The organism is Kitasatospora sp. NPDC097691, from assembly GCF_040302665.1.
Taxonomy (GTDB): Bacteria; Actinomycetota; Actinomycetes; order Streptomycetales; family Streptomycetaceae; genus Kitasatospora.
The window spans coordinates 1-18,813 of sequence record NZ_JBEORY010000074.1; the positions used below are offsets into that span (position 1 = coordinate 1).

An 18,813-nucleotide genomic window follows, 5' to 3' on the forward strand; every position below is an offset into this window, starting at 1 on the left:
GACGCCGCCCCGGCGTCCGGCCGCTCCACCGCCGTCCGTCCGAACGGCCACAGGATGAAGCCCGCGAGCCGGAACGAGGCGATGCCGAAGGGGATGGTGATGATCAGGACGCAGCAGATGATGCCGGCGACCGCGTAGGCAAGCGCCATCCAAATGCCGCAGAAGATGAGCCAGATGACATTGAGGATGAGCTTGATCGCCTTCATGGGTCGTACCTTCTCACGTCGCATGTGCCTGCAGCTACGACCTGTCGATGCCCGTGAACGGGCGTGTCCACGCCCTTAGGGGTCGCATGTGGGGGAATGACCGGGGGCGGGGCCCGGTGTGTGCGGGGTGGGTCAGGCGGGGCGCGGGAGGTAGGCGAGGCCGTGGGCGCCGGGTTCGGCGCGCTTGGGCAGGGTGAGGTGGGAGACCGGCGTCAGGGTGTCGAGGTCGATGACGTCGACGGTGGAGGAGACGACGCAGGAGACGTAGGCGAGGCGGCCGTCGGGGGAGGAGGTGATGGTCAGGGGGAAGAGGCCGACCTCGACGGAGCCGAGGTGCCGGTGGTCGTCGGTGGAGAAGACGGTGAGGCGGCCGGGGAGCTGGCGGCCCAGCGGGGAGTCGGGGTCGGGGGCGGAGCGGACCTCGCCGGCCAGGAGCTTGCCGGTGGAGGTGAGGTGGACGGGGAGCGCGGCGGACCCGGTCGGGAGGGTGGCGACGACCGAGGCCGTGCGGGCGTCGATGACACGGATGCCGGGGGTCGCGTCGGGCCGGGCGGCGAAGCCGAGGTAGGGCCCGGCGACGTACGCCCGGGTGCCGTCGGGGGAGACGGCGAGGCCCTCGCTGCCGGGCACCTCGACCTTGGCGGTCAGCACACCCTTGTCGAGGTCCACGATCGAGACGAACGGGGCCTCCTTGTTGGTGGCGAAGCCGGTGCGACCGTCCGGGGAGACGGCGAACCAGTGCGGGCCGGGGGCTTCGGTGTCGATCCGGCCGATCGGGCGGCGGGCGTCGGTGTCGATGACCACGACGCCGCCGGGACGGTCCGGGCCGCCTTCCACGCTGACGTAGAGGCGATCGCGGGCGGTGTCCAGCGCCAGCCCGTGCGGGCCGTGTTCGGGGGCGAGGTCGATCACCTCGACGATCCGGCGGGTGTCGGCGTCGATCACGGTCAGCTCGGTGCGGCGGCCGCCGTTGGCGTGGTAGTAGCCGGAGTGGTACGCGCTGGTGCACCAGAGCAGGCGCCGGGTCGGGTCGAAGCACAACTCGTGCGGCTCGGCGAGGACTTCGACGGTGTCGAGGAGCCGGTCGGTGGCGGCGTCGAAGAAGGAGACGGTCGGGCCGCTCTGGCTGACGACGGCGAGGACGTCACCGGCGAGGTGGGAACGGGACGTGGTGGACAACGGTGCTCCTTGAAGCGGGCTTCCTGGTGGACGTCTCCACTCTCCGCGGCCCGGAGCGGCGGAACAATGCAAAGATGAGCACGGGATAGTTGACCGGAACGCAAAGATGCAGCTCAGGAGCCACGGATGGACCTCAACCTGCTGCGGGTCCTGGACGCCCTGCTCCAGGAGAACAGCGTGACCAAGGCCGCCGAGCGGCTCGGCAGCTCGCCGGCGGCGGTGAGCCGGACGCTGGCCCGGCTGCGCCGGGCGGTCGGCGACCCGCTGCTGGTGCGGGCCGGACAGGGGCTGGTGCCGACCCCGCGGGCGCTCGAACTCCGGGAGGAGGTGGGCGCGTTGCTGCGCGACTTCGAGAACGTGCTGCGGCCCGGGGCGGGGTTCGATCCGGTGCACCTGGAGCGGACCTTCACCGTGCAGACCAGCGACGTCGTCCTGGTCCGGGTGGCCGGCCCGCTGACCGAGCGGATCCGTGCGGAGGCGCCCAAGGTCGACGTGGTGTTCCTGCCGGAGGCGCTGGAGGGCGGGCCCGCGCTGCGGCAGGGGCTGGTGGACGTCGAGGTGGGCGTGCTGGGGCAGCTGGATCCGGAGATCCGCACCCGGCCGCTGGTCCGGGCGCCCCTGGTCGGCGTGGCCCGCGGCGGCCATCCGCTGTTCGACGGGCGGATCACCGCCCGCCGCTTCGCCGCGGCCGACCACATCGGCGTCTCGCGGCGCGGCAGGCGGCTCGGGCCGATCGACGGCGCGCTGGCCGAGCGCGGGCTGCGGCGCCGGGTGGCGGTGGTGGTGCCGAGCCACACCAGTGCGATGCTGCTGGCCCGGGACAGCGACCTGGTCGCGCTCGGGGTGGCGGAGTGGCTGCCGGAGACGGTCGCGGCGCTGGGCCTGCGCACCTTCCCGATCCCGCTCGAACTCGACCCGCTGGAGCTGGGGATGGCCTGGCACCCGCGCAACTCGGCCGACCCGGGCCACCGTTGGTTCCGCGAGCATCTGGCGGCGGCCGTCCGGCGGGTGGGGGAGGAGTGAGCCGGGCGCGGTACGGATCCCACTGTCCGTACCGCGCCCGGTGATCGGAGGCCCCGGCGGCCGGTGGCCACCGGGTGCTCGGCGGCTACCGGCGGAGCGGACCCTCGCAGGTGTAGTCGGCGGTGCCGGCCTTGCCGCCCGTCCAGACGTCGACCGTGCCGAAGCTGCAGTTCATGTCGTTGAGGTTGTTCGCCCCGTTGACGTCCTTGGTGCGGGTGAGGATGAAGTAGTCCACCGTGCCGGACATGTCCTTGAAGACCTTGTCCGGGTCGGTGGAGTCGGAGAGGTTGGCGGTGATGCGGCCGGTGCAGACGAAGCGCATCGGCTTGTTGGTCCGGTCGCCGTTGTCCTTGCAGTCGGGCGTGGCGCCGGTGGCCGCGGCGAACTTCTTCTGGACGTCGCCGGCCCGGGCGAGGTCGAGGGAGCCGTTCGCGAGGAAGGAGGTCGACGGGACGAACAGGTTGTCGACGTTCTTGATCTGGGCGTCGAGGAAGGCGGAGTACTCCTTCTGCAGGGCCGTGTCGGCGCCGACCCGGTCGCGCCAGGCGTCGAAGCCGGCCGGGTCGTCGGCGCGCTGGTAGCCGTACATCTCGCGGAGCAGCGAGGGGTGCTGCTGCCAGAGGAACTCGAAGAAGGTGCCGGCGTAGTTGTAGAAGTGGAACGCCGGGGTGTCGGTGTAACGGGCGTGCAGGAGTTGGGCGATGGTCATCCGGGGGATGCCGGCGGCCTCGTCGGCGGCGAGCTTGCGGACCAGCGACTTGCGCACCAGGATGCCCTGGTCGCGGGTGGAGCCGTCGAAGAACTCGGCGGTGCCCTCGTCCATCGCGGTGGTCTTGTCGTCGGCGTACCAGCGCGGGTCGCCGAAGTAACCCGGCACCGCCCAGCGGCCGTTGAGGTAGTGCACGTACTCGTGGCGGAACAGCTCTTCGAGGGTGAGCTGGGAATCCTGCGGGACGCGCCGCTGGTAGGTGTAGAAGGTGGCGCCGCGCTCGATGTACATGCCGCCGTTGCTGGTGCTGTAGCCGGTGAGGATCGGCTGGTAGACCTCGTAGTCGGCGCGCGAGGCGTACAGGTGGATGTGCAGGGTGGAGTTGACGTCCCCGGCGAGCGGCTGGTCGGTGCCGAGCACGCGGAAGTACTGGGACTTGACCTGCTTGCTCGCGTAGTACATCTGGTCGACGGTGGCCTTGTCGAGGGCGGTGCGGACCTCGATGGCGCCGTTGTCGTAGGTGTACGTGTTCGGGAAGAGCTTCGCCTCCAGGTCGGAGATGCAGACGCCGTACTGGTGACAGACACCGTAGGTGGCGGCCCAGCCGATGGCCTTGGCCCACGGGTCGGACCACTCGCCGAAGGCGGTCCTGGTGGCGTCGATCAGCCGGCCGAGGTCGGCGACGGTGGCGTCGTGCAGGGCCGGCACCTGCCCGAACCGGCCGTACTCGGCGACGGCGTCGCGGGCGGTCCAGGCGTTCTTGGTGCCCTTGAGGTGGCCCCAGGAGGCGTAGGCGCGGAACGCGGCGCGGTAGTCGGCGTCGGCGGCGACGGCGGAGAGGAAGGCCGGGTCCTGGTTGTAGATGCCCAGGTAGTTGAGGTTCAGCGCCTGGAGGACGGCCTTGCCCCAGGCGGCGCTGTCGGCCACCGTGGTGCCGGGGGCGAGCACGCCGAGGATGCGCCGGGCGAGGCCGAGGTTGTTCTGGCGCAGGCCGTCCGCGCCGGCGGTGATGGCGGTCTCGCGCAGGATGTTCGCGGCGAGGTCGGTGCGGTCGAAGGCGTGCGCGCTGCCCGCGTACGCCGTGATCGCGCGCTGGACCGAGCCGAGCGTGGCGGGGTCGGAGACGTTCAGCTCGTGGTGGGTGAAGGCGTGGTAGACGGTCGCGTGCAGGTACGTCCACAGCTCGTAGACGTGCGAGGACCCGGTGCCGTCGTCGGTGGCGGACAGCCGGGCGAGCCGGTCGGCGACCGCCTGGACGTGGGCGTTGTCCATGGTGGTGGTGAAACGGGCGTCCCAGGTCCAGAGGATCGTGTTCAGGCAGCCGTCGGCGGTGACCGCCGGATCGGTGAGGAACGCGACGAGCTGGTCGGCGCCGAGGCCGGTGAGCCCGTCGACGGTGCAGGGCACGCCGGCGCCGGTGGTGGGCGCGGTGGCGGTGGTGGTGGCGACCTGGTCCGCGGTCGGCGCGGGCGCGCCGACGTGGTCGGGCAGCAGCCCGGGGATGAGCGTGCTGCCGAGCGAGCCGCCGCCAGGAGCCGGGGCCGGGGCGCCGGGCTTGGCGGTGTCGGTGCCGAGGTGGTCGACGTCGTCGTAGGCGGTGCGCTGGTCGGCGGCGGCCGGGGTGGGGGCGGGCGTGGCGACCGTCGACGAGGCCGGCGTCGATATCGGGGCCGGGGTCGCGGCGGCGGGGCTGAGGGCCTGGGCGGTCTGCAGGGTGGGCAGCGTGAGGGTGACGGCCATCGCGGAGGCGAGCAGGACTCGCCGGGCTACGCGGGAAGTTGACACCGGATCTCCTGGAGGGGGAAGTGACAGGGCGGTGCGAGGCGGCAGTGCCGTGGGTTCCGGCCCGGGACTGCCGGGACTGCCAGGGGGCGAGGGCGGGCGTTGCGGGGTTGGGGCCGCCCTCGGTTGAGTGAGGCGTAACATAGCAATGTGAAATTGCACCTGCCAAGAGGGTGAACGGAGTTGACTCCGAGTCGGTCCGCCCCCGCAGTTCGGGATACCCTGCGGGGGTACACGCAGGCGGACCGGACCCGGTAGGGAGGCGGAGGATGCCGCAGCCGCAGCCGCAGCCGCAGCCGCAGCCGCAGCCGCAGCCGCAGCCGCGGCCGTTCGGCCCCTCGGTGCCGTGGGCGCCTCGCCTGCTGCTGCTCGTCGCACTGCTGCTCGGCATCGTGACGATGCACACGCTCGGCCATCCGGCCGCCGGCGGGCACAGCGGGCACGGCGGGCGCGGGGACGTCGGGGCGCACTCGGCTGCGGCGCCGCAGGCGTCGGGCCACCATGCGATGGCCGCCGAGCCCGTCCGGGCCTCGCCCGCGCGGTTCGTGACCGCCGACGTCGGCCCCGGCCTCGGCGCTGCCCCTGCCCCTGCCTTCGTCGACCCCTCCGCTCCCGGCGGCATGGACCCGATGGCGGTCTGCCTCGCCGTGCTCGCCGGCTGGATCCTGGTGCTCCTGGTCGTCGGCCCGCTGCTGTGCTCCGGCGGGGACGCCGCCGCCGAGGTGCGGGCCCGTCTGCTGCGGGCCGTCCGCGCACAGCCTCCGCCCGAGGGCGGACGGATCCTCCTCGCCCGGCTCTCGGTGCTGCGTCAGTAGGCGCGCGCCGGCCGTCCCGTGCTCGCGCGCGCTGCGAAGCGCCCGCGTGCGGAACGGCCGACGCGACGTCCTGCACGCCCACACCACCACCGCACGAGGTGCACTCCGTCATGCGCACACCCACCCGCCGTACCGTCCTCGCCGCCGCGCTCGCCGCCGCCGGGACCGGCCTGCTCACCGCCTGCTCGTCCGACTCGATGAAGGGCATGGACCACGCGTCCGTGAACCACGGCGCCACGGGAGGCGCGAGCAGCCCGGCCGCCTCCGCCGCCCCCGCCGGTTTCGTCGCACCGAACGGTCCCGAGGTCGCCGCCGCCGAGGCGAGGCGCAACCCCGGCCCGGAGCGCAAGGTCGCGCTCACCGCCACCGAGACCACCCTCGACCTCGGCGGCCGCACCGTCCGCAGCTGGGCGTACGGCGACCGCCTGCCCGGCCAGGAGATCCGGGCCACCGTCGGCGACACGCTCGCCCTCACCCTCGCCAACCACCTGCCGCAGCCGACCTCGCTGCACTGGCACGGCCTCGCGCTGCGCAATGACATGGACGGCGTGCCGGGCCTGACCCAGTCCGCCGTCAAGGCCGGCGCCACCTTCGACTACCGCTTCACCCTCGGCCACCCGGGCACGTACTGGTTCCACCCGCACTCCGGCGTTCAGCAGGAGCGCGGCCTGTACGCGCCGCTGATCGTCGAGGACCCGAGGGAGCCGCTGCGCTACGACAAGGAGTGGGTCGTCGTCCTGGACGACTGGGTGGACGGCGTCGACGGCAGCACCCCGGACGCCGTCCTCGCCGAGCTCGCCAAGGGCATGGGCGGGATGGACCACTCGGGCGGCTCCGGCCACGAGATGCCGGGAATGCCCGGGATGTCGGGCATGTCGGGGGCGCCGGGGACGGGGGCGGGCGGTACGGCGAGCGGACCCGCCGGGCCCGCCCGGATGCTGATGGGCGCCCGCAGCCCCCTGCTCGGCGGTGACGCCGGCGACGTCGCCCACCCGTTCCACCTGGTCAACGGGCGCCTCGCGACCGCGCCCGAGACCTTCACCGCCAAGCCCGGCGACCGGATCCGGATCCGGCTGATCAACGCGGGCGGCGACACCGCCTACCGGGTCGCCCTCGGCGGTCACGAGCTGACCGTCACCCACACCGACGGCTTCCCGGTCGAACAGGCCACCACCCAGGCGCTGCTGCTCGGCATGGGTGAGCGCTATGACGTGCTGGTCACCGCCGCGGACGGCGTCTTCCCGCTGACCGCGCTCGCCGAGGGCAAGGACGCCACCGCGCTCGCCCTGTTGCGCACCGGCGGCGGCGCCGCGCCCGACGCCTCGGTACGCCCGGCCGAGTTGGACGGAAAGCTGGTGACCGCCGGCCGGCTGAAGGCCGACCCGAGCGTCCGACTGCCCGCCAAGTCCCCGGACCGCACGGTGCGGTTGGAGCTCACCGGCGGCATGGCCAAGGCCGACTGGGCGTTCAACGGCCGAAGGTACGACCCGGCGCAGCGCTACCCGGTGGCCGCGGGCGAGCGGGTACGGCTGGAGTTCCGCAACAGCACCGCCATGTGGCACCCCGTCCACCTGCACGGGCACAGCTTCGCGCTGCCCGGCGACGGCCCGCGCAAGGACACCGCGATCGTGCTGCCCGGCACGACCCTGGCCGTCGACTTCGACGCCGACAACCCGGGGCTGTGGATGGTGCACTGCCACAACGTGTACCACGCGGAGACGGGCATGATGACCGTCCTCGGTTACCGGGCGTAACCCTCGTCCACGTTTCGAGACGCCGGGGCGGGGAACGTCCCCCTCGCCCCGGCTCCCGCCCCGCCGCGCCGTGCCACCCGCGCCGACCTGCGGCTTCATGACGTTTTCTTAACGCGGGCCGATGACACGTCCTTAACGCCCGTCGCATAGCCTGGCGCACTGCCGTCGCCCGACGGCGCTTTTGCGGGGTCTTTAACAAGAGGTGTCACGTGGTTTCGTCGGGTTCGACGGGGACGGCGACGGAGGGTTCGTCGTCGGCGCGAATACGGTTGCGGAGCTGGCTGCTGGAGGACGTGAGCGCGGCGAAGCCCGCGGAGGCGTCCGACGCGGCAGGCGGCCCGGAGGCGTCGCACGAGGGCGCGGCGGCGGGGGACACCGCCGCGCACGGTGCGCACGTCGGCCAGCGCTGGTGGCGGGTGATGTGCCTGACCGGCCTGGACTACTTCTCCACGCTCGGCTACCAGCCGGGCATCGCCGCCCTGGCGGCGGGTGTGCTGTCGCCGATCGCCACCATCGTGCTGGTGATCGTCACCCTGCTGGGCGCGCTGCCGGTCTACCGGCGGGTGGCCAAGGAGAGCCCGCGCGGCGAGGGCTCGATCGCGATGCTGGAGCGGCTGCTGTCGTTCTGGAAGGGCAAGCTGTTCGTCCTCGCCCTGCTCGGCTTCGCGGCGACGGACTTCCTGATCACCATCACGCTGTCCGCCGCCGACGCGAGCGCGCACCTGGTGGAGAACCCGCACCTGACCGGCATGCTCGGCGGCAAGCAGGTGCTGATCACGCTGATCCTGGTGGCGCTGCTCGGCGCGGTCTTCCTCAAGGGCTTCAGCGAGGCGATCGGCCTGGCGGTGTTCCTGGTCGGGGCGTACCTGCTGCTGAACGTGGTCGTGGTGGCCGTCGGCCTGTGGAAGATCATCGAGGCGCCGCACGTGGTCACCGACTGGACGGCCGCGCTGACCGCCCAGCACGGGAACCCGATCATCATGGTCGGCGTGGCCCTGGTGACCTTCCCGAAGCTGGCGCTCGGTCTGTCCGGCTTCGAGACCGGCGTCGCCGTGATGCCGCACATCGAGGGCGACCCCGACGACACCGACGCGAACCCGACCGGCCGGATCCGCGGTGCCCGCAAGCTGCTCACCACCTCCGCCGTGATCATGAGCGTGTTCCTGATCGCCACCAGCTTCATCACCACGCTGCTCATCCCGGCCGACCAGTTCAAGCCCGGCGGTGACGCCAACGGCCGCGCCCTGGCCTTCCTGGCGCACGAGTACCTGGGCGGTGCGTTCGGCAGCGTCTACGACCTCTCGACCATCGCGATCCTCTGGTTCGCCGGCGCATCCGCGATGGCGGGCATGCTCAACCTGCTGCCCCGCTACCTCCCGCGCTACGGCATGGCCCCGCACTGGGCGCGCGCGGTGCGCCCGATGGTGATCGTGCTGACCCTGATCGGCTTCCTGGTCACCTGGATCTTCGACGCCAGCGTGGACGCCCAGGGCGGCGCGTACGCGACCGGTGTGCTGGTGCTGATCAGCTCCGCGGCCATCGCGGTGACCATCGCCGCGTACCGCAAGCGCGAGCGCGGCTGGACCGTCGCCTTCGCGGCGATCTCGGCGATCTTCCTCTACACCACCGTGCTGAACTGCATGGAGCGGCCGGACGGTCTGAAGATCGGCGCCTGCTTCATCGCCGGCATCATCCTGGTCTCGCTGGCGTCCCGGCTGCGCCGCGCCTTCGAGCTGCGGGTCACGAACGTGGTCCTGGACGAGGTGGCGGAACGTTTCATCCGGGACTACGCGCACCGCCCGCTGCGGCTGATCGCCAACGAGCCGAGCCGCCGCGACAACGCCGAGTACCGCGACAAGATCCGCCAGATCCGCGCCGACAACGACATCCCCGGCGAGGACGACCTGGTCTTCGTCGAGGTCACCGTCCGCGACGCCTCCGACTTCGAGGCCGAGCTGACCGTGCGCGGCGAGGTCCTCCACGGGCGCTACCGGGTGCTCACCCTGGAGAGCTCCAGCATCCCCAACGCGATCGCCGCACTGGCGCTCACCGTCCGGGACCGCACCGGCCAGCGGCCGCACCTCTACTTCGAGTGGACCGAGGGCAACCCCTTCGCCCAGTTCCTGCGGTTCTTCCTGTTCGGCCAGGGCGAGGTCGCGCCGGTCACCCGCGAGGTGCTGCGCGAGGCCGAGCCGGACCGCTCGCGCCGCCCGCGCGTCCACGTCGGCTGACCCCCGGCAGGTGCCTCGGCGCCTGCCCCTGACCGCCTCTGCTGCACGGCCCGTCCGCTCCCGGTGAGCGGGGGGGCCGTCGGCGTTCCCGTCGGCGTTCCCGGGGGCGGGGCGGCGCGAGCACGTGACGCCGTGAGCACGTGGCGCCGCCCACGCCCGGGAGGGGAGGGCGTGGGCGGCGGATCGGGAGGGGGTGGGGTCAGGAGGGGAGATCCAGGACCATGCCGGGCTGGATGAGGTCCGGGTCGTCGCCGATGGTGCTGCGGTTGAGGGCGTAGAGGGCGGGCCAGCCACCGGGGACGCGGAGGCGCTCGGCGAGGTCGGCGAGGGTGTCGTTCTCCCGGACGGTCCAGGTGCCGTCCCTCTCGGGGGCGGGTTCGGGGGCGGACGTGTGGGCGGACGTGTGGGCGTGGGCGTGGGCGTGGGGGGCCGGGGGCGGGGGCGGGAGGGCGTCGCCACGGTCGTGGCGGTGGGCGGCGCGGGCGCCGCAGACGGGCCAGGGGGAGAGGCCGCGGCGGCCGGCGAGGCGCTGGGCGACGGCGATCTGCTGCTCGCGGGTGGCGAGGTCGGGGCGCGGAGCGTAGGCGAGGCCGCCGTTCTCGCGCCAGGTGGGCTGGTCGAACTGGAGACCGCCGTAGTAGCCGTTGCCGGTGTTGACGCGCCAGTTGCCGCTGCTCTCGCAGGCCGCCACGCCGTCCCAGTCGTACCGGCTGCCGTCCGCCCGGCCGGGGTCGGACCCGCCGTCGCGGCCCGGGGGTGCGGCGTGGGCCGCGGGGGCGCCGGCGAGGACCACGGTCAGGGCGCAGAGCGCGGTCGGGACGAGGCGGCGGAGACGAGCGGTGGGAGGCATGGGCGGCTCTCAGATCCGGGGACAGGACACGCGCCGCCCGGAGACGGCGCACTTCCACCGACGCAGACCGGTGGGGTGTTCCGCCGCCGACACGTCCGGAAGGTCACCCGCACGGCCGCCCGGCGCCACCCCGGCGGCCCGCGGCCATCCGGCCGTACCCCCGATTCACCCACCGCCCTAGAGTGACCGCGGACGTTCCTCGGAGAAGGGTGCGAACGATGACGATCGATCAAGGCGCCGCACGCGCCGAACTGGGCGTGATCGGTGGCTCGGGGCTCTACGCGCTGCTGGACGACGTGACCGAGGTGCGCGTGGACACGCCGTACGGCGAACCGAGCGACGCACTGTTCGTGGGGGACGTGGCCGGGCGCCGGGTCGCCTTCCTGCCCCGGCACGGGCGCGGCCACGGTCTGCCGCCGCACCGGATCAACTACCGGGCCAACCTGTGGGCGCTGCACTCCCTGGGCGTGCGGCAGGTGCTCGGGCCGTGCGCGGTGGGCGGGCTGCGGCCGGAGTACGGGCCGGGCACGCTGCTGGTGCCGGACCAGTTCGTCGACCGGACCTCGGGGCGGGTACAGACGTTCTACGACGGCCTGCCGCTGCCGGATGGCTCCGTGCCCGAGGTGGTGCACGTGTCGATGGCCGACCCGTACTGCCCGACCGGGCGACGGGCGGCCCTGGACGCGGCACGCGACGCGGCCTGGGAGCCGGTGGACGGCGGCACCCTGGTGGTGATCGAGGGGCCGCGCTTCTCCACCCGCGCCGAGTCCCGCTGGTTCACCGCCAACGGCTGGTCGGTGGTCGGCATGACGGGCCACCCGGAGGCGGTGCTGGCGCGTGAACTCGGGCTCTGCTACACGTCGTTCGCGCTGGTCACCGATCTCGACGCGGGGGTGGAGAGCGGCGAGGGCGTCACCCACACGGAGGTGCTGAAGGTCTTCGCGGGCAACGTCGACCGGCTGCGGACCGTCCTGTTCAAGGCGCTGGAGAGCCTGCCCGCCGAGCGGGACTGCGTCTGCTCGCACGCCCTGGACGGGGTCGCCACCGGCCTGCCGGGCGTGGCCGCCGACTGAGCCGTCCGAGCCTTCGGAGACAGCGGAGGCGTCCGCCGACACCGTCGACGGACGCCTCCGCGATCACGACCGGACGGTCACACGTAGATCTCGTTGGTGCAGTCGGTCCACCACGGGCGAGGCGGAGCCCAGCCGAGGTACTTGGTGCCGCAGATCTTGATGCTCTTGACCGCCTGGTACTTGTTCGCGGTGGACTTGCCCCGGTCCGCCCGCTGTTCCCCCCGGTCGTGGCCGAAGCTGTCCGTGACGCGGACGCTGCCCGTGTAGTAGGTGCCGTCGCCGGTGTAGATCCAGACCCAGCCGTCCGAGCAGTTGTCCACCTGGACCTGCACGTTGTCGAGCTTGTAGTACTTAGTGCAGCCGGCCGTGGCGGAGGTGCTCGCGGTGGCCGGGGAGGCCGACACGGTGGTCAGCGCGGCGACGGCGAGCCCCAGGACCCCGGCCGTCCTCGCCAGCGTGCCCGACATCTTCTTCATGGTGACAACCCCTGTGGTGTGGTTCCGGCATGTCTGCTCTCGGAGCGCCTCCACTGTCCCGTTGACGTCATACGTGTGCCATCAGTCATTTGACTGTCGGTGCGCACATACGTGGTGCCGCCGGCCTTCTCCAGGGCCTGCCATGCGCGGCGGCCTCCTCACGGACCGGTGGCCCTGACGTAGACGTCGGCCGCGCCCTCGGTGAACGTGTCGGAGGGCCGCTCCACCACGAAGATCTGCCGCCCGGCCTGCCCCTCCGTCAGCAGCACGCCCTCGGCGGGCTCATCGCCGGGCAGCGCGGTCCGCAGGTCCTCCGGCAGCGGGGCGAGGGTGCCGGTCCTCGGCAGGCGGTAGGTGTCGAGGAAGTCCTCGACGTTGACATTGTCGCCGCCGGCGATCCCGTAGTGCAGGTAGGCGACCCGCGACCCGTCGGCAGCCCGGGACAGCACGACGTCCGCCGGGATGTAGTAGCGCCCGAACCCGGCGTCCGTCCTGAAACGCAGGCCGGCCAGCCGCTCCGCGCGCGTGGCGTCGGTGTCGGGCGGATTGCGGGTCCGGAGGAACCCTGCCACGCCCCACCAGACGCACCCCACGGTGATCAGCACACACAGCACGAGGAACGCACCCAGCAGCCACCGCATCCACGGCCTGTCACCGGAGTTCGCGAGTGTCACGTCAGAGCTCCCCCGTGCCCGAGTGTCGTCCTGGTTCTCACGTTAACGAGCGGGTGGGCGGGGGCGCGGGCGAACGGGACGACTTGCCGGGAGGTGGATGACTGACCCTCACATGCGGGTGGGGAAGATCCGGTTGAGGTGGTAGTGGAGTGTGGCGGTGGCCTGGTCCGGGGTGCGTTGGTCGAGGAGGACGCTCAGGCCGAGGCCGGCGGAGGTGGCGAGGAGGACGGCGGCTTCCTGGTGGGGGTCGAGGGTGGGGTCGGTGTCGCCGGATCGTCGGGCGGTGGCGAGGTGGGTGGCGAGGAAGGCCTCCATCTCGTTGGGGGCGGCGAGGAAGGGTTGGCCGGCGAGGGCGGGGTCGGTGACGGAGAGGACGGCGTACTCGGTGTGGATGAGGTGGAAGGCGCGGCTCTCGTCGTCGGTGGGGACGGCTTCGAGCAGGACGGCCTCGATGATGCCGCGTGGGTCGGTGCCGGCGCCGGTCGCCCGGACGCGGCGCTGGACGCGTTCGCCCATGCGGCCGGCGAGGCGGGTCATGGCGGCGAGGAGCAGTTTCTCCTTGGTGTCGAAGTAGTACTGAACGAGTCGCACGGAGATGCCGGCCTCGGTGGCGACTGAGCGCATGGTGACGGAGTGGAGGCCGTCGTTCGCCGCCGAGCGGAGCAGGGCGTCGATGATGTGGGCCCGTCGCTCCTCGTGGTCCACCAGCTTGGGCATCGGGTTCCCTTCGAACGTTTTTGTGGTACAACCATACCATCAAAACCGGGAGGGGATCATGACCAGGACCAGCGTCGGACACTTCGTCAGTGAGGCGGCTCGGGCGAAGTTCCTTGAGGCGTACGACCGCGCGATGGAGTTGTGGCCGAGTCCGCGGCAGGAGTTCGACGTCGAGACCGCGTACGGGAGCGTGCACGTCCACCGCTACGGCGTGGCGACCGGCGAGCCGATCGTGCTGCTGCACGGGCACGCCGGGCACCCGTCCAACTGGTACCCGCAGGTCGCGGCCCTCGGGGAGCGCCACCCGGTCTACGCGATCGACACCCTGGACGACCCCGGTCGCAGCGTGCAGCGCGCCGTCGCGGCGGGGTCGGAGGAGAACGCGGCCTGGCTGGGGGAGGTGCTCGCCGGTCTGGGGCTGGAGCGGGTGCACCTGGTCGGGGTCTCGTACGGCGGCTGGCTGGCGCTCAACCAGGCGATCCACGCGCCCGAACGGCTCGCCTCGGTCGCGCCGCTGGACCCGGGCGGGATCGAGAAGGTCCCCGCGCGGTTCTACCTCGGCATGATCGGCGGCCTGTTCGGCATGCTGGCGCCGAGGCCGCTGCGTCCGGCGGTGGGGCGGCTGCTCGCCAATCCGGCGCTCAGTGCGCCGCGCGAGATGATCGCTCCGCTGATGCTCGGCATGCGCGGCTACAAGCCGGGCGGCCGCCCGGCGGCCCGACCGTTCACGGACGAGGAGTTGGGGTCGATCGAGCTGCCCGCCCTGGTGCTGGTGGGCAGGCGCAGTGCCCTGCTGCGCCCGCGCCGGGTGGTGGAGCGGGTCACGCGCCTGATCCCGGGTGTGCGGGCCGAGATCCTGGACCGGGCTGGTCACGGGCTGAACCTGGAACGGCCCGACGTGGTCAACGAGCGGCTGTTGGGCTTCATCGGCGCCGTGGGGCGGGAGCCGAGCGCGACGTAGTCGGGGCGGGCGGGGCGTGTGGTGGTCGTCGCGGGCCCACATGATCAAGACGTGATGCTTTCAGCGGATCGTCGGCCATGCGTCATGTGTCCGACACCCGGCTACCGATCGGTAGCCATCTGGCCAGCGGACAGTCGCCGGCGTCGCAGTTGTCCATACTTCTCGGAGGCCTCCCGTGTCACCCGTCACCCGTCGCACCTTCCTCGGCTCGGCCGCCGCCCTCGGCGCGGCCATCGGGCTCGACACGGCTCTGCCGGGCGCCGCGCCGAGCGCGTCCGCCGCCACGACGGGGACGATCCGCGACGTCAAGCACGTCGTGGTGCTCATGCAGGAGAACCGCAGCTTCGACCACTACTTCGGCGCGCTGAAGGGCGTGCGCGGCTTCGGCGACCGCACCGCCGTCCAGATCGCGGGCGGCAACAGCGTCTTCAACCAGCCGAACGGCAGCGGGCGGCAGTACCCCTGGCAGCTCAGCAAGACCAACACCTGGTGGTGGGGCGTCAGCGCCGAGCAGCTGGCGCAGTGCGACGGCTCGCTCGACCACTCCTGGTCCACCCAGCACAAGGCGTGGAACAACGGGAAGATGGACTCCTGGATCGCCGCCAAGTGGTCGGACCGGACGATGGGCTTCATGGCCCGCGAGGACATACCGTTCCACTACGCGCTGGCCGACACCTACACCGTCTGCGACGCGTACCACTGCTCGATCCTCTCGGCCACCGGCCCCAACCGCACCTACCTGTGGTCCGGCACGATCGACCCGGGCGCCACCGCGGGCGGTCCGGCCTACGACGGCGGCTCCGAGTCGGGCCTGCGCTGGCAGACCTACGCCGAGGCCCTGCAGAACGCGGGCGTCAGCTGGAAGGTCTACCAGAACGCCGACGACAACTTCGGCGACAACGGCCTCGCCTACTTCAACCAGTTCACCGGCGCGCCGAGTTCGAGCCCGCTCGCCCAGCGCGGCATGGCCTCGGTGCCCGGCACCGGCTCGACCCCGGACGACATCGCGGCCGCGATCAAGGCCGACGCGCTGGCCGGCACGCTGCCGCAGGTCTCCTGGGTGGTGGCCAACCAGCTGTTCTCCGAGCACCCGGACGGCCCGCCGGAGAACGGCGCGCACTTCGTCAACCTGGTGCTGCAGGCCCTGGCGGCCGACCCGGAGGTCTTCGACTCCACCGCCCTGTTCCTCAACTACGACGAGAACGACGGCTTCTTCGACCACGTGCCCCCGCCGGTGGCCCCGGCCGGCACCGCCGGGGAGTTCTACAGCGGCACGAACATCGGCCTCGGCTTCCGCGTACCGATGGTCGTGGTCTCGCCGTGGACCCGCGGCGGCTGGGTCGACTCCCGGGTCTACGACCACACCAGCGTCATCCGCTTCCTGGAGACCTGGACCGCCGCCCTGGGCACCCCCGCCGTCTGCCCCAACATCAGCGCCTGGCGCCGCCAGGTGTGCGGCGACCTCACCGGCGCCTTCGACTTCACCAGGCCCGTCTACGGCGTGCCCGCGCTGCCCGACACCAGCGCCACCATCAGCCAGGCCGCCGCCAACGTGCAGATCAACCCGAGCCCCGGCACCAACGCGATGCCCGCCCAGGAGCCCGGTACCAAGCCCGCCCGCGCGCTGCCCTACCAGCCCAACGCCTGGGTCGACCGGATCGAGTACGGCACCGACAACAAGATCCTGCTCTGGCTCACCATGGCCAACCAGGGCCCGCAGGCCACCTCCTGGGCGCACCACGCGGTCTACGCCAACGCCTACCGCGACGGCGGCCCCTGGCAGTACACCGTCGCCCCGTACGACGCCGGCGCCGGCGCCGACGGCAGGGCGAGCGACTTCTTCAACATCGGTGCCGGCTTCGGCGACGGGAAGTACGACCTCACCGTGCTCGGTCCCAACCGCTCGCTGCGCCGCTTCGCCGGCAACGCGACCACGGCCGGCAGGACCGCGGAGGCCACCACCTCGTACGCGCCTGCGCCGGACACCGGGAAGCCCGCGCTCTGGTTCGCCATGACCAACACCGGAACCAGCACCGTCACCTTCACCATCACCGCCACCAACTACCGCACCGGCACGTGGACCTACCAGGTCGCCCCCGGTGCCACCGTCAAGGACTACTTCAACGCCGTCACCATCGCGCAGGGCTGGTACGACTTCACCGTCACCGTCAGCAGCGACCCCGCCTGGAGCCGGCGCGCCACCGGCCACATCGAGACCGGCGCCGCCAGCATCACCGGCTGACCGCACCCTCCTGCGGCCGTGACGAGGCCCCCGGCCCACCGGGCCGGGGGCCGTACGCCCTTCGGCACCGCGGCTGCCAGGCCGGCCGCTTCCGGCAGGTCAGGCGGCCGCGGGGAGCCCGGTGACGGCGCGGGCCTCGTCGTAGCGGTGCAGCACCAGGCGGGCGACGGCCGGGTGGGCCGCCAGCGGGGCGCCGGTCCAGGCTGCCGCGGTGGTGGCCGCGCGGCGGGCGAAGAAGCCGGGGGAGAGGAGGTAGGTGGCGAGGGCGACCCCGGGGTGGCCGGCGGCCCGGAGGTCGGCGACCGCCCGGTGGGGGGTGGGGGCGGCGGCCGAGAGGTGGGCGGGGGTGACCGGGCGGCCGAGGCGGGCGGCCAGCAGCCCGGCCATCCGGGCGGTGTCGGCGAGCGCGGTGGGGTCGGAGGAACCGGCGCCGGCCAGCACCACTGGGGCGTCCGCCGGGGCGCCGGCCTCGGTGAGGCGGTCGGCGAGGGCCTCGGCGAGCAGCGGGTGCGGGCCGAGGGCGGCGGCGAGGCGGGCGTGCGGGAGGCCGGCGTCCGCGAGGGCGGCGGGGATGTCGACGCGTACGTGGTAGCCGCTGCCGAGGAGGAGGGGGACCAGGATCGGCTGCCGGTCGGCGAGTCGGGCGAGGGCCCGCGGGAGGGACGGCTCGGCGAGGTCCAGGAAGCAGCAGCGGACGGCCAGTTCGGGGCGGATCGAGCGAACGAGCCGCAGCAGGGCGCGCGTTGACGTGACGGCTGCCGGATCGCGGCTGCCGTGGGCGACGGCGAGCAGCACCGGGGCCACCGGGGCCATCAGCCCGCCGCCAGCCGGTAGCCGCGCTTGGGGACGGTGCGGATCAGTGCGGCGTGCGGCCCCAGTGCGGCCCGCAGTCGTCCGACCGCCGCCTCCACCGCGTGTTCGTCGGCCGTCGCGTCGGGCCAGGCGGCGCGCAGCAGGTCGGCTCGGCTGAGCACCCGGCCGGGCCGCTCGGCGAGCGCCCGCAGCACGGCCGCGCCGCGCGGGCTGAGCCAGTGGCTCTCGCCGTCGACCAGGGCGGCGTTCCCCTGCAGCGTCAACACCTGCCCGGAGAGCGCGACTTCACGCCGAGCCCGGCCCGGCAGGGTGTCGGCCAGCAGTCGGACCAGCGACCCGAGGCGGCCGCGCTCCGGATGGACGGCGGGCAGTCCGAGCTCGGTGAGCGGCCGGGCGCACAGGGTGCCGACGCAGACCGGCAGGACGTCCTCGCGCAGGGCGTCGATCAGCGCCTCGTACAGCCCCTCGGCCTCCGCAGTGGCGAGCAGGGCGGTGATCGCGGGCGCGCTGGTGAAGGTGAGGGCGTGCACCTGGCGGCGGACGGTCTGGTCGAGCAGTCTGCGCACCGCACCCGGGTCCTCCGGAGGCGCCCAGCGGTAGACCGGGACGGAGATCACCTCGGCGCCGCGCTCGCGCAGCGCCGCGGCGAAGGTGTCCAGCCGGATCCCGTGCTCCTGGACGGCGATCCGGCGCCCGGCCAGCGGGCGGGCGAGCAGCCAGGTGAGCAGCTCGTCGGTGGCCTCGGTGCCGGGGGAGTACTCCTCGCCCAGCCCGCTGGCCCGCACCGCGCCGGTGGCCTTGGGCCCGCGGCTGAGCACCACCGCGCCGCGGCAGGCGTCGGCGAGCGCGGCGCCCCGGCCCCAGCCCTCGGCGGCGCTCATCCAGCCGCGCCAGCCGACCCCGGTGGTGGCCACCACGTAGTCGAGCGGGGCGGCCAGGCAGCGGTCGGTGGCCTCGCGCAGGGCGAGGTCGTCGGCGAGCGGCAGGATGCGCAGCACCGGGGCCTCGACCACCTGGGCGCCGCGCCGGGTGAGCAGGGCGGTGAGCTCGTCGCGGCGACGCGCGGCGGTGACGCCGACGGTGAAGCCGGTGAGCGGCCCGGGCGGGGTGAGGGTTGCTGCCATGCCCGCCAGCGTGCGGTGCACGTGTTACGAGGGCATTGCCCGGCCGTCACCTGCCGGTAAGCGAAAGTGCCGCTCCGGTTACGGCAGATGTCCGGCCGTGCACCCTGGCGGCCGGGTGCCGTGAGCGAGGCGTACCGCGCCCGCAACATCGCCGACCCGATCGCGAAACAGCGGACGGTCACCT

Annotated in this window: 16 protein-coding genes; 7 read left to right on the top strand and 9 right to left on the bottom strand. The window is 73.1% G+C overall.

The genetic code is table 11. From position 1 onward, the window contains the following. Positions 1 to 206: YccF domain-containing protein (locus tag ABTY56_RS34300; protein ID WP_350633289.1), on the bottom strand; the 206-nt coding region annotated here is incomplete at its 3' end. A 132-nt stretch (positions 207 to 338) separates the two neighbouring features. After that, positions 339 to 1,385 (bottom strand): YncE family protein, encoded by a 1,047-nt coding sequence (locus tag ABTY56_RS34305; protein WP_350633290.1) that lies wholly within the window; start codon positions 1,383 to 1,385, stop codon positions 339 to 341. 126 nt (positions 1,386 to 1,511) lie between these two features. Here ABTY56_RS34305 and ABTY56_RS34310 point away from each other — a divergent pair, with 126 nt between their 5' ends. After that, positions 1,512 to 2,408 carry a LysR family transcriptional regulator gene (locus ABTY56_RS34310; protein WP_350633291.1) on the top strand — a complete coding sequence of 299 codons (897 nt, stop codon included), beginning with the start codon at positions 1,512 to 1,514 and terminating at the stop codon, positions 2,406 to 2,408. Between the two features lie 85 nt (positions 2,409 to 2,493). Here the strand turns inward: ABTY56_RS34310 and ABTY56_RS34315 are convergent, their stop codons facing one another. After that, a complete protein-coding gene (locus ABTY56_RS34315; protein WP_350633292.1) occupies positions 2,494 to 4,902 on the bottom strand; it encodes a collagenase in 2,409 nt (802 codons plus the stop codon). Positions 4,903 to 5,168: 266 nt separating this feature from the next. On the opposite strand from ABTY56_RS34315, the gene ABTY56_RS34320 reads away from it, so the two are divergent. From ABTY56_RS34320 to ABTY56_RS34330, 3 genes are all read left to right on the top strand, one after another. Further along, positions 5,169 to 5,714: a hypothetical protein gene (locus ABTY56_RS34320; protein WP_350633293.1), complete on the top strand. Its 546-nt coding sequence runs from the start codon at positions 5,169 to 5,171 to the stop codon at positions 5,712 to 5,714. 110 nt (positions 5,715 to 5,824) lie between these two features. Continuing rightward, positions 5,825 to 7,468, top strand: a complete 1,644-nt coding sequence (locus ABTY56_RS34325; protein ID WP_350633294.1) for a multicopper oxidase family protein — start codon at positions 5,825 to 5,827, stop codon at positions 7,466 to 7,468. A 419-nt stretch (positions 7,469 to 7,887) separates the two neighbouring features. Continuing rightward, positions 7,888 to 9,699, top strand: a complete 1,812-nt coding sequence (locus tag ABTY56_RS34330; protein WP_350633323.1) for an APC family permease — start codon at positions 7,888 to 7,890, stop codon at positions 9,697 to 9,699. Between the two features lie 199 nt (positions 9,700 to 9,898). Here the strand turns inward: ABTY56_RS34330 and ABTY56_RS34335 are convergent, their stop codons facing one another. Further along, positions 9,899 to 10,549 (bottom strand): transglycosylase family protein, encoded by a 651-nt coding sequence (locus ABTY56_RS34335; RefSeq protein ID WP_350633295.1) that lies wholly within the window; start codon positions 10,547 to 10,549, stop codon positions 9,899 to 9,901. A 218-nt stretch (positions 10,550 to 10,767) separates the two neighbouring features. On the opposite strand from ABTY56_RS34335, the gene ABTY56_RS34340 reads away from it, so the two are divergent. Next, entirely contained in the window at positions 10,768 to 11,622 is an 855-nt protein-coding gene (locus ABTY56_RS34340; RefSeq protein ID WP_350633296.1) for an S-methyl-5'-thioadenosine phosphorylase, read from the top strand. Positions 11,623 to 11,699: 77 nt separating this feature from the next. On the opposite strand, the gene ABTY56_RS34345 is transcribed toward ABTY56_RS34340, so the two are convergent. From ABTY56_RS34345 to ABTY56_RS34355, 3 genes are all read right to left on the bottom strand, one after another. After that, positions 11,700 to 12,098 carry a hypothetical protein gene (locus tag ABTY56_RS34345; protein ID WP_350633297.1) on the bottom strand — a complete coding sequence of 133 codons (399 nt, stop codon included), beginning with the start codon at positions 12,096 to 12,098 and terminating at the stop codon, positions 11,700 to 11,702. A 158-nt stretch (positions 12,099 to 12,256) separates the two neighbouring features. Further along, positions 12,257 to 12,772 carry a hypothetical protein gene (locus ABTY56_RS34350; RefSeq protein ID WP_350633298.1) on the bottom strand — a complete coding sequence of 172 codons (516 nt, stop codon included), beginning with the start codon at positions 12,770 to 12,772 and terminating at the stop codon, positions 12,257 to 12,259. Between the two features lie 108 nt (positions 12,773 to 12,880). Further along, positions 12,881 to 13,489, bottom strand: a complete 609-nt coding sequence (locus tag ABTY56_RS34355) for a TetR/AcrR family transcriptional regulator (RefSeq protein ID WP_350633299.1) — start codon at positions 13,487 to 13,489, stop codon at positions 12,881 to 12,883. A gap of 58 nt (positions 13,490 to 13,547) precedes the next feature. Here ABTY56_RS34355 and ABTY56_RS34360 point away from each other — a divergent pair, with 58 nt between their 5' ends. Further along, positions 13,548 to 14,450 carry an alpha/beta fold hydrolase gene (locus ABTY56_RS34360; protein ID WP_350633300.1) on the top strand — a complete coding sequence of 301 codons (903 nt, stop codon included), beginning with the start codon at positions 13,548 to 13,550 and terminating at the stop codon, positions 14,448 to 14,450. Between the two features lie 175 nt (positions 14,451 to 14,625). Then, positions 14,626 to 16,692 (top strand): phosphocholine-specific phospholipase C, encoded by a 2,067-nt coding sequence (locus tag ABTY56_RS34365; protein WP_350633301.1) that lies wholly within the window; start codon positions 14,626 to 14,628, stop codon positions 16,690 to 16,692. Between the two features lie 99 nt (positions 16,693 to 16,791). Here the strand turns inward: ABTY56_RS34365 and ABTY56_RS34370 are convergent, their stop codons facing one another. Next, the gene (locus tag ABTY56_RS34370) at positions 16,792 to 17,505 is read right to left on the bottom strand and encodes a sirohydrochlorin chelatase (RefSeq protein WP_350633302.1); all 714 of its coding nucleotides are present in this window, start codon (positions 17,503 to 17,505) and stop codon (positions 16,792 to 16,794) included. Then, on the bottom strand, positions 17,505 to 18,629 hold the full coding sequence (locus tag ABTY56_RS34375) for a uroporphyrinogen-III synthase (RefSeq protein WP_350633303.1): 1,125 nt from the start codon (positions 18,627 to 18,629) through the stop codon (positions 17,505 to 17,507). Before ABTY56_RS34375 ends, ABTY56_RS34370 begins: the two co-directional genes overlap by 1 nt. Positions 18,630 to 18,813 lie beyond the last annotated feature (184 nt).

Coding starts and splice junctions, on each gene's coding strand:
- ABTY56_RS34335 (WP_350633295.1), bottom strand. CDS start 10,549: ATGCCTCCCACCGCTCGTCTCCGCCGCCTCGTCCCGACCGCGCTCTGC.
- ABTY56_RS34325 (WP_350633294.1), top strand. CDS start 5,825: ATGCGCACACCCACCCGCCGTACCGTCCTCGCCGCCGCGCTCGCCGCC.
- ABTY56_RS34330 (WP_350633323.1), top strand. CDS start 7,888: ATGTGCCTGACCGGCCTGGACTACTTCTCCACGCTCGGCTACCAGCCG.
- ABTY56_RS34320 (WP_350633293.1), top strand. CDS start 5,169: ATGCCGCAGCCGCAGCCGCAGCCGCAGCCGCAGCCGCAGCCGCAGCCG.
- ABTY56_RS34345 (WP_350633297.1), bottom strand. CDS start 12,098: ATGAAGAAGATGTCGGGCACGCTGGCGAGGACGGCCGGGGTCCTGGGG.
- ABTY56_RS34360 (WP_350633300.1), top strand. CDS start 13,548: ATGACCAGGACCAGCGTCGGACACTTCGTCAGTGAGGCGGCTCGGGCG.
- ABTY56_RS34355 (WP_350633299.1), bottom strand. CDS start 13,489: ATGCCCAAGCTGGTGGACCACGAGGAGCGACGGGCCCACATCATCGAC.
- ABTY56_RS34310 (WP_350633291.1), top strand. CDS start 1,512: ATGGACCTCAACCTGCTGCGGGTCCTGGACGCCCTGCTCCAGGAGAAC.
- ABTY56_RS34340 (WP_350633296.1), top strand. CDS start 10,768: ATGACGATCGATCAAGGCGCCGCACGCGCCGAACTGGGCGTGATCGGT.
- ABTY56_RS34370 (WP_350633302.1), bottom strand. CDS start 17,505: ATGGCCCCGGTGGCCCCGGTGCTGCTCGCCGTCGCCCACGGCAGCCGC.
- ABTY56_RS34375 (WP_350633303.1), bottom strand. CDS start 18,629: ATGGCAGCAACCCTCACCCCGCCCGGGCCGCTCACCGGCTTCACCGTC.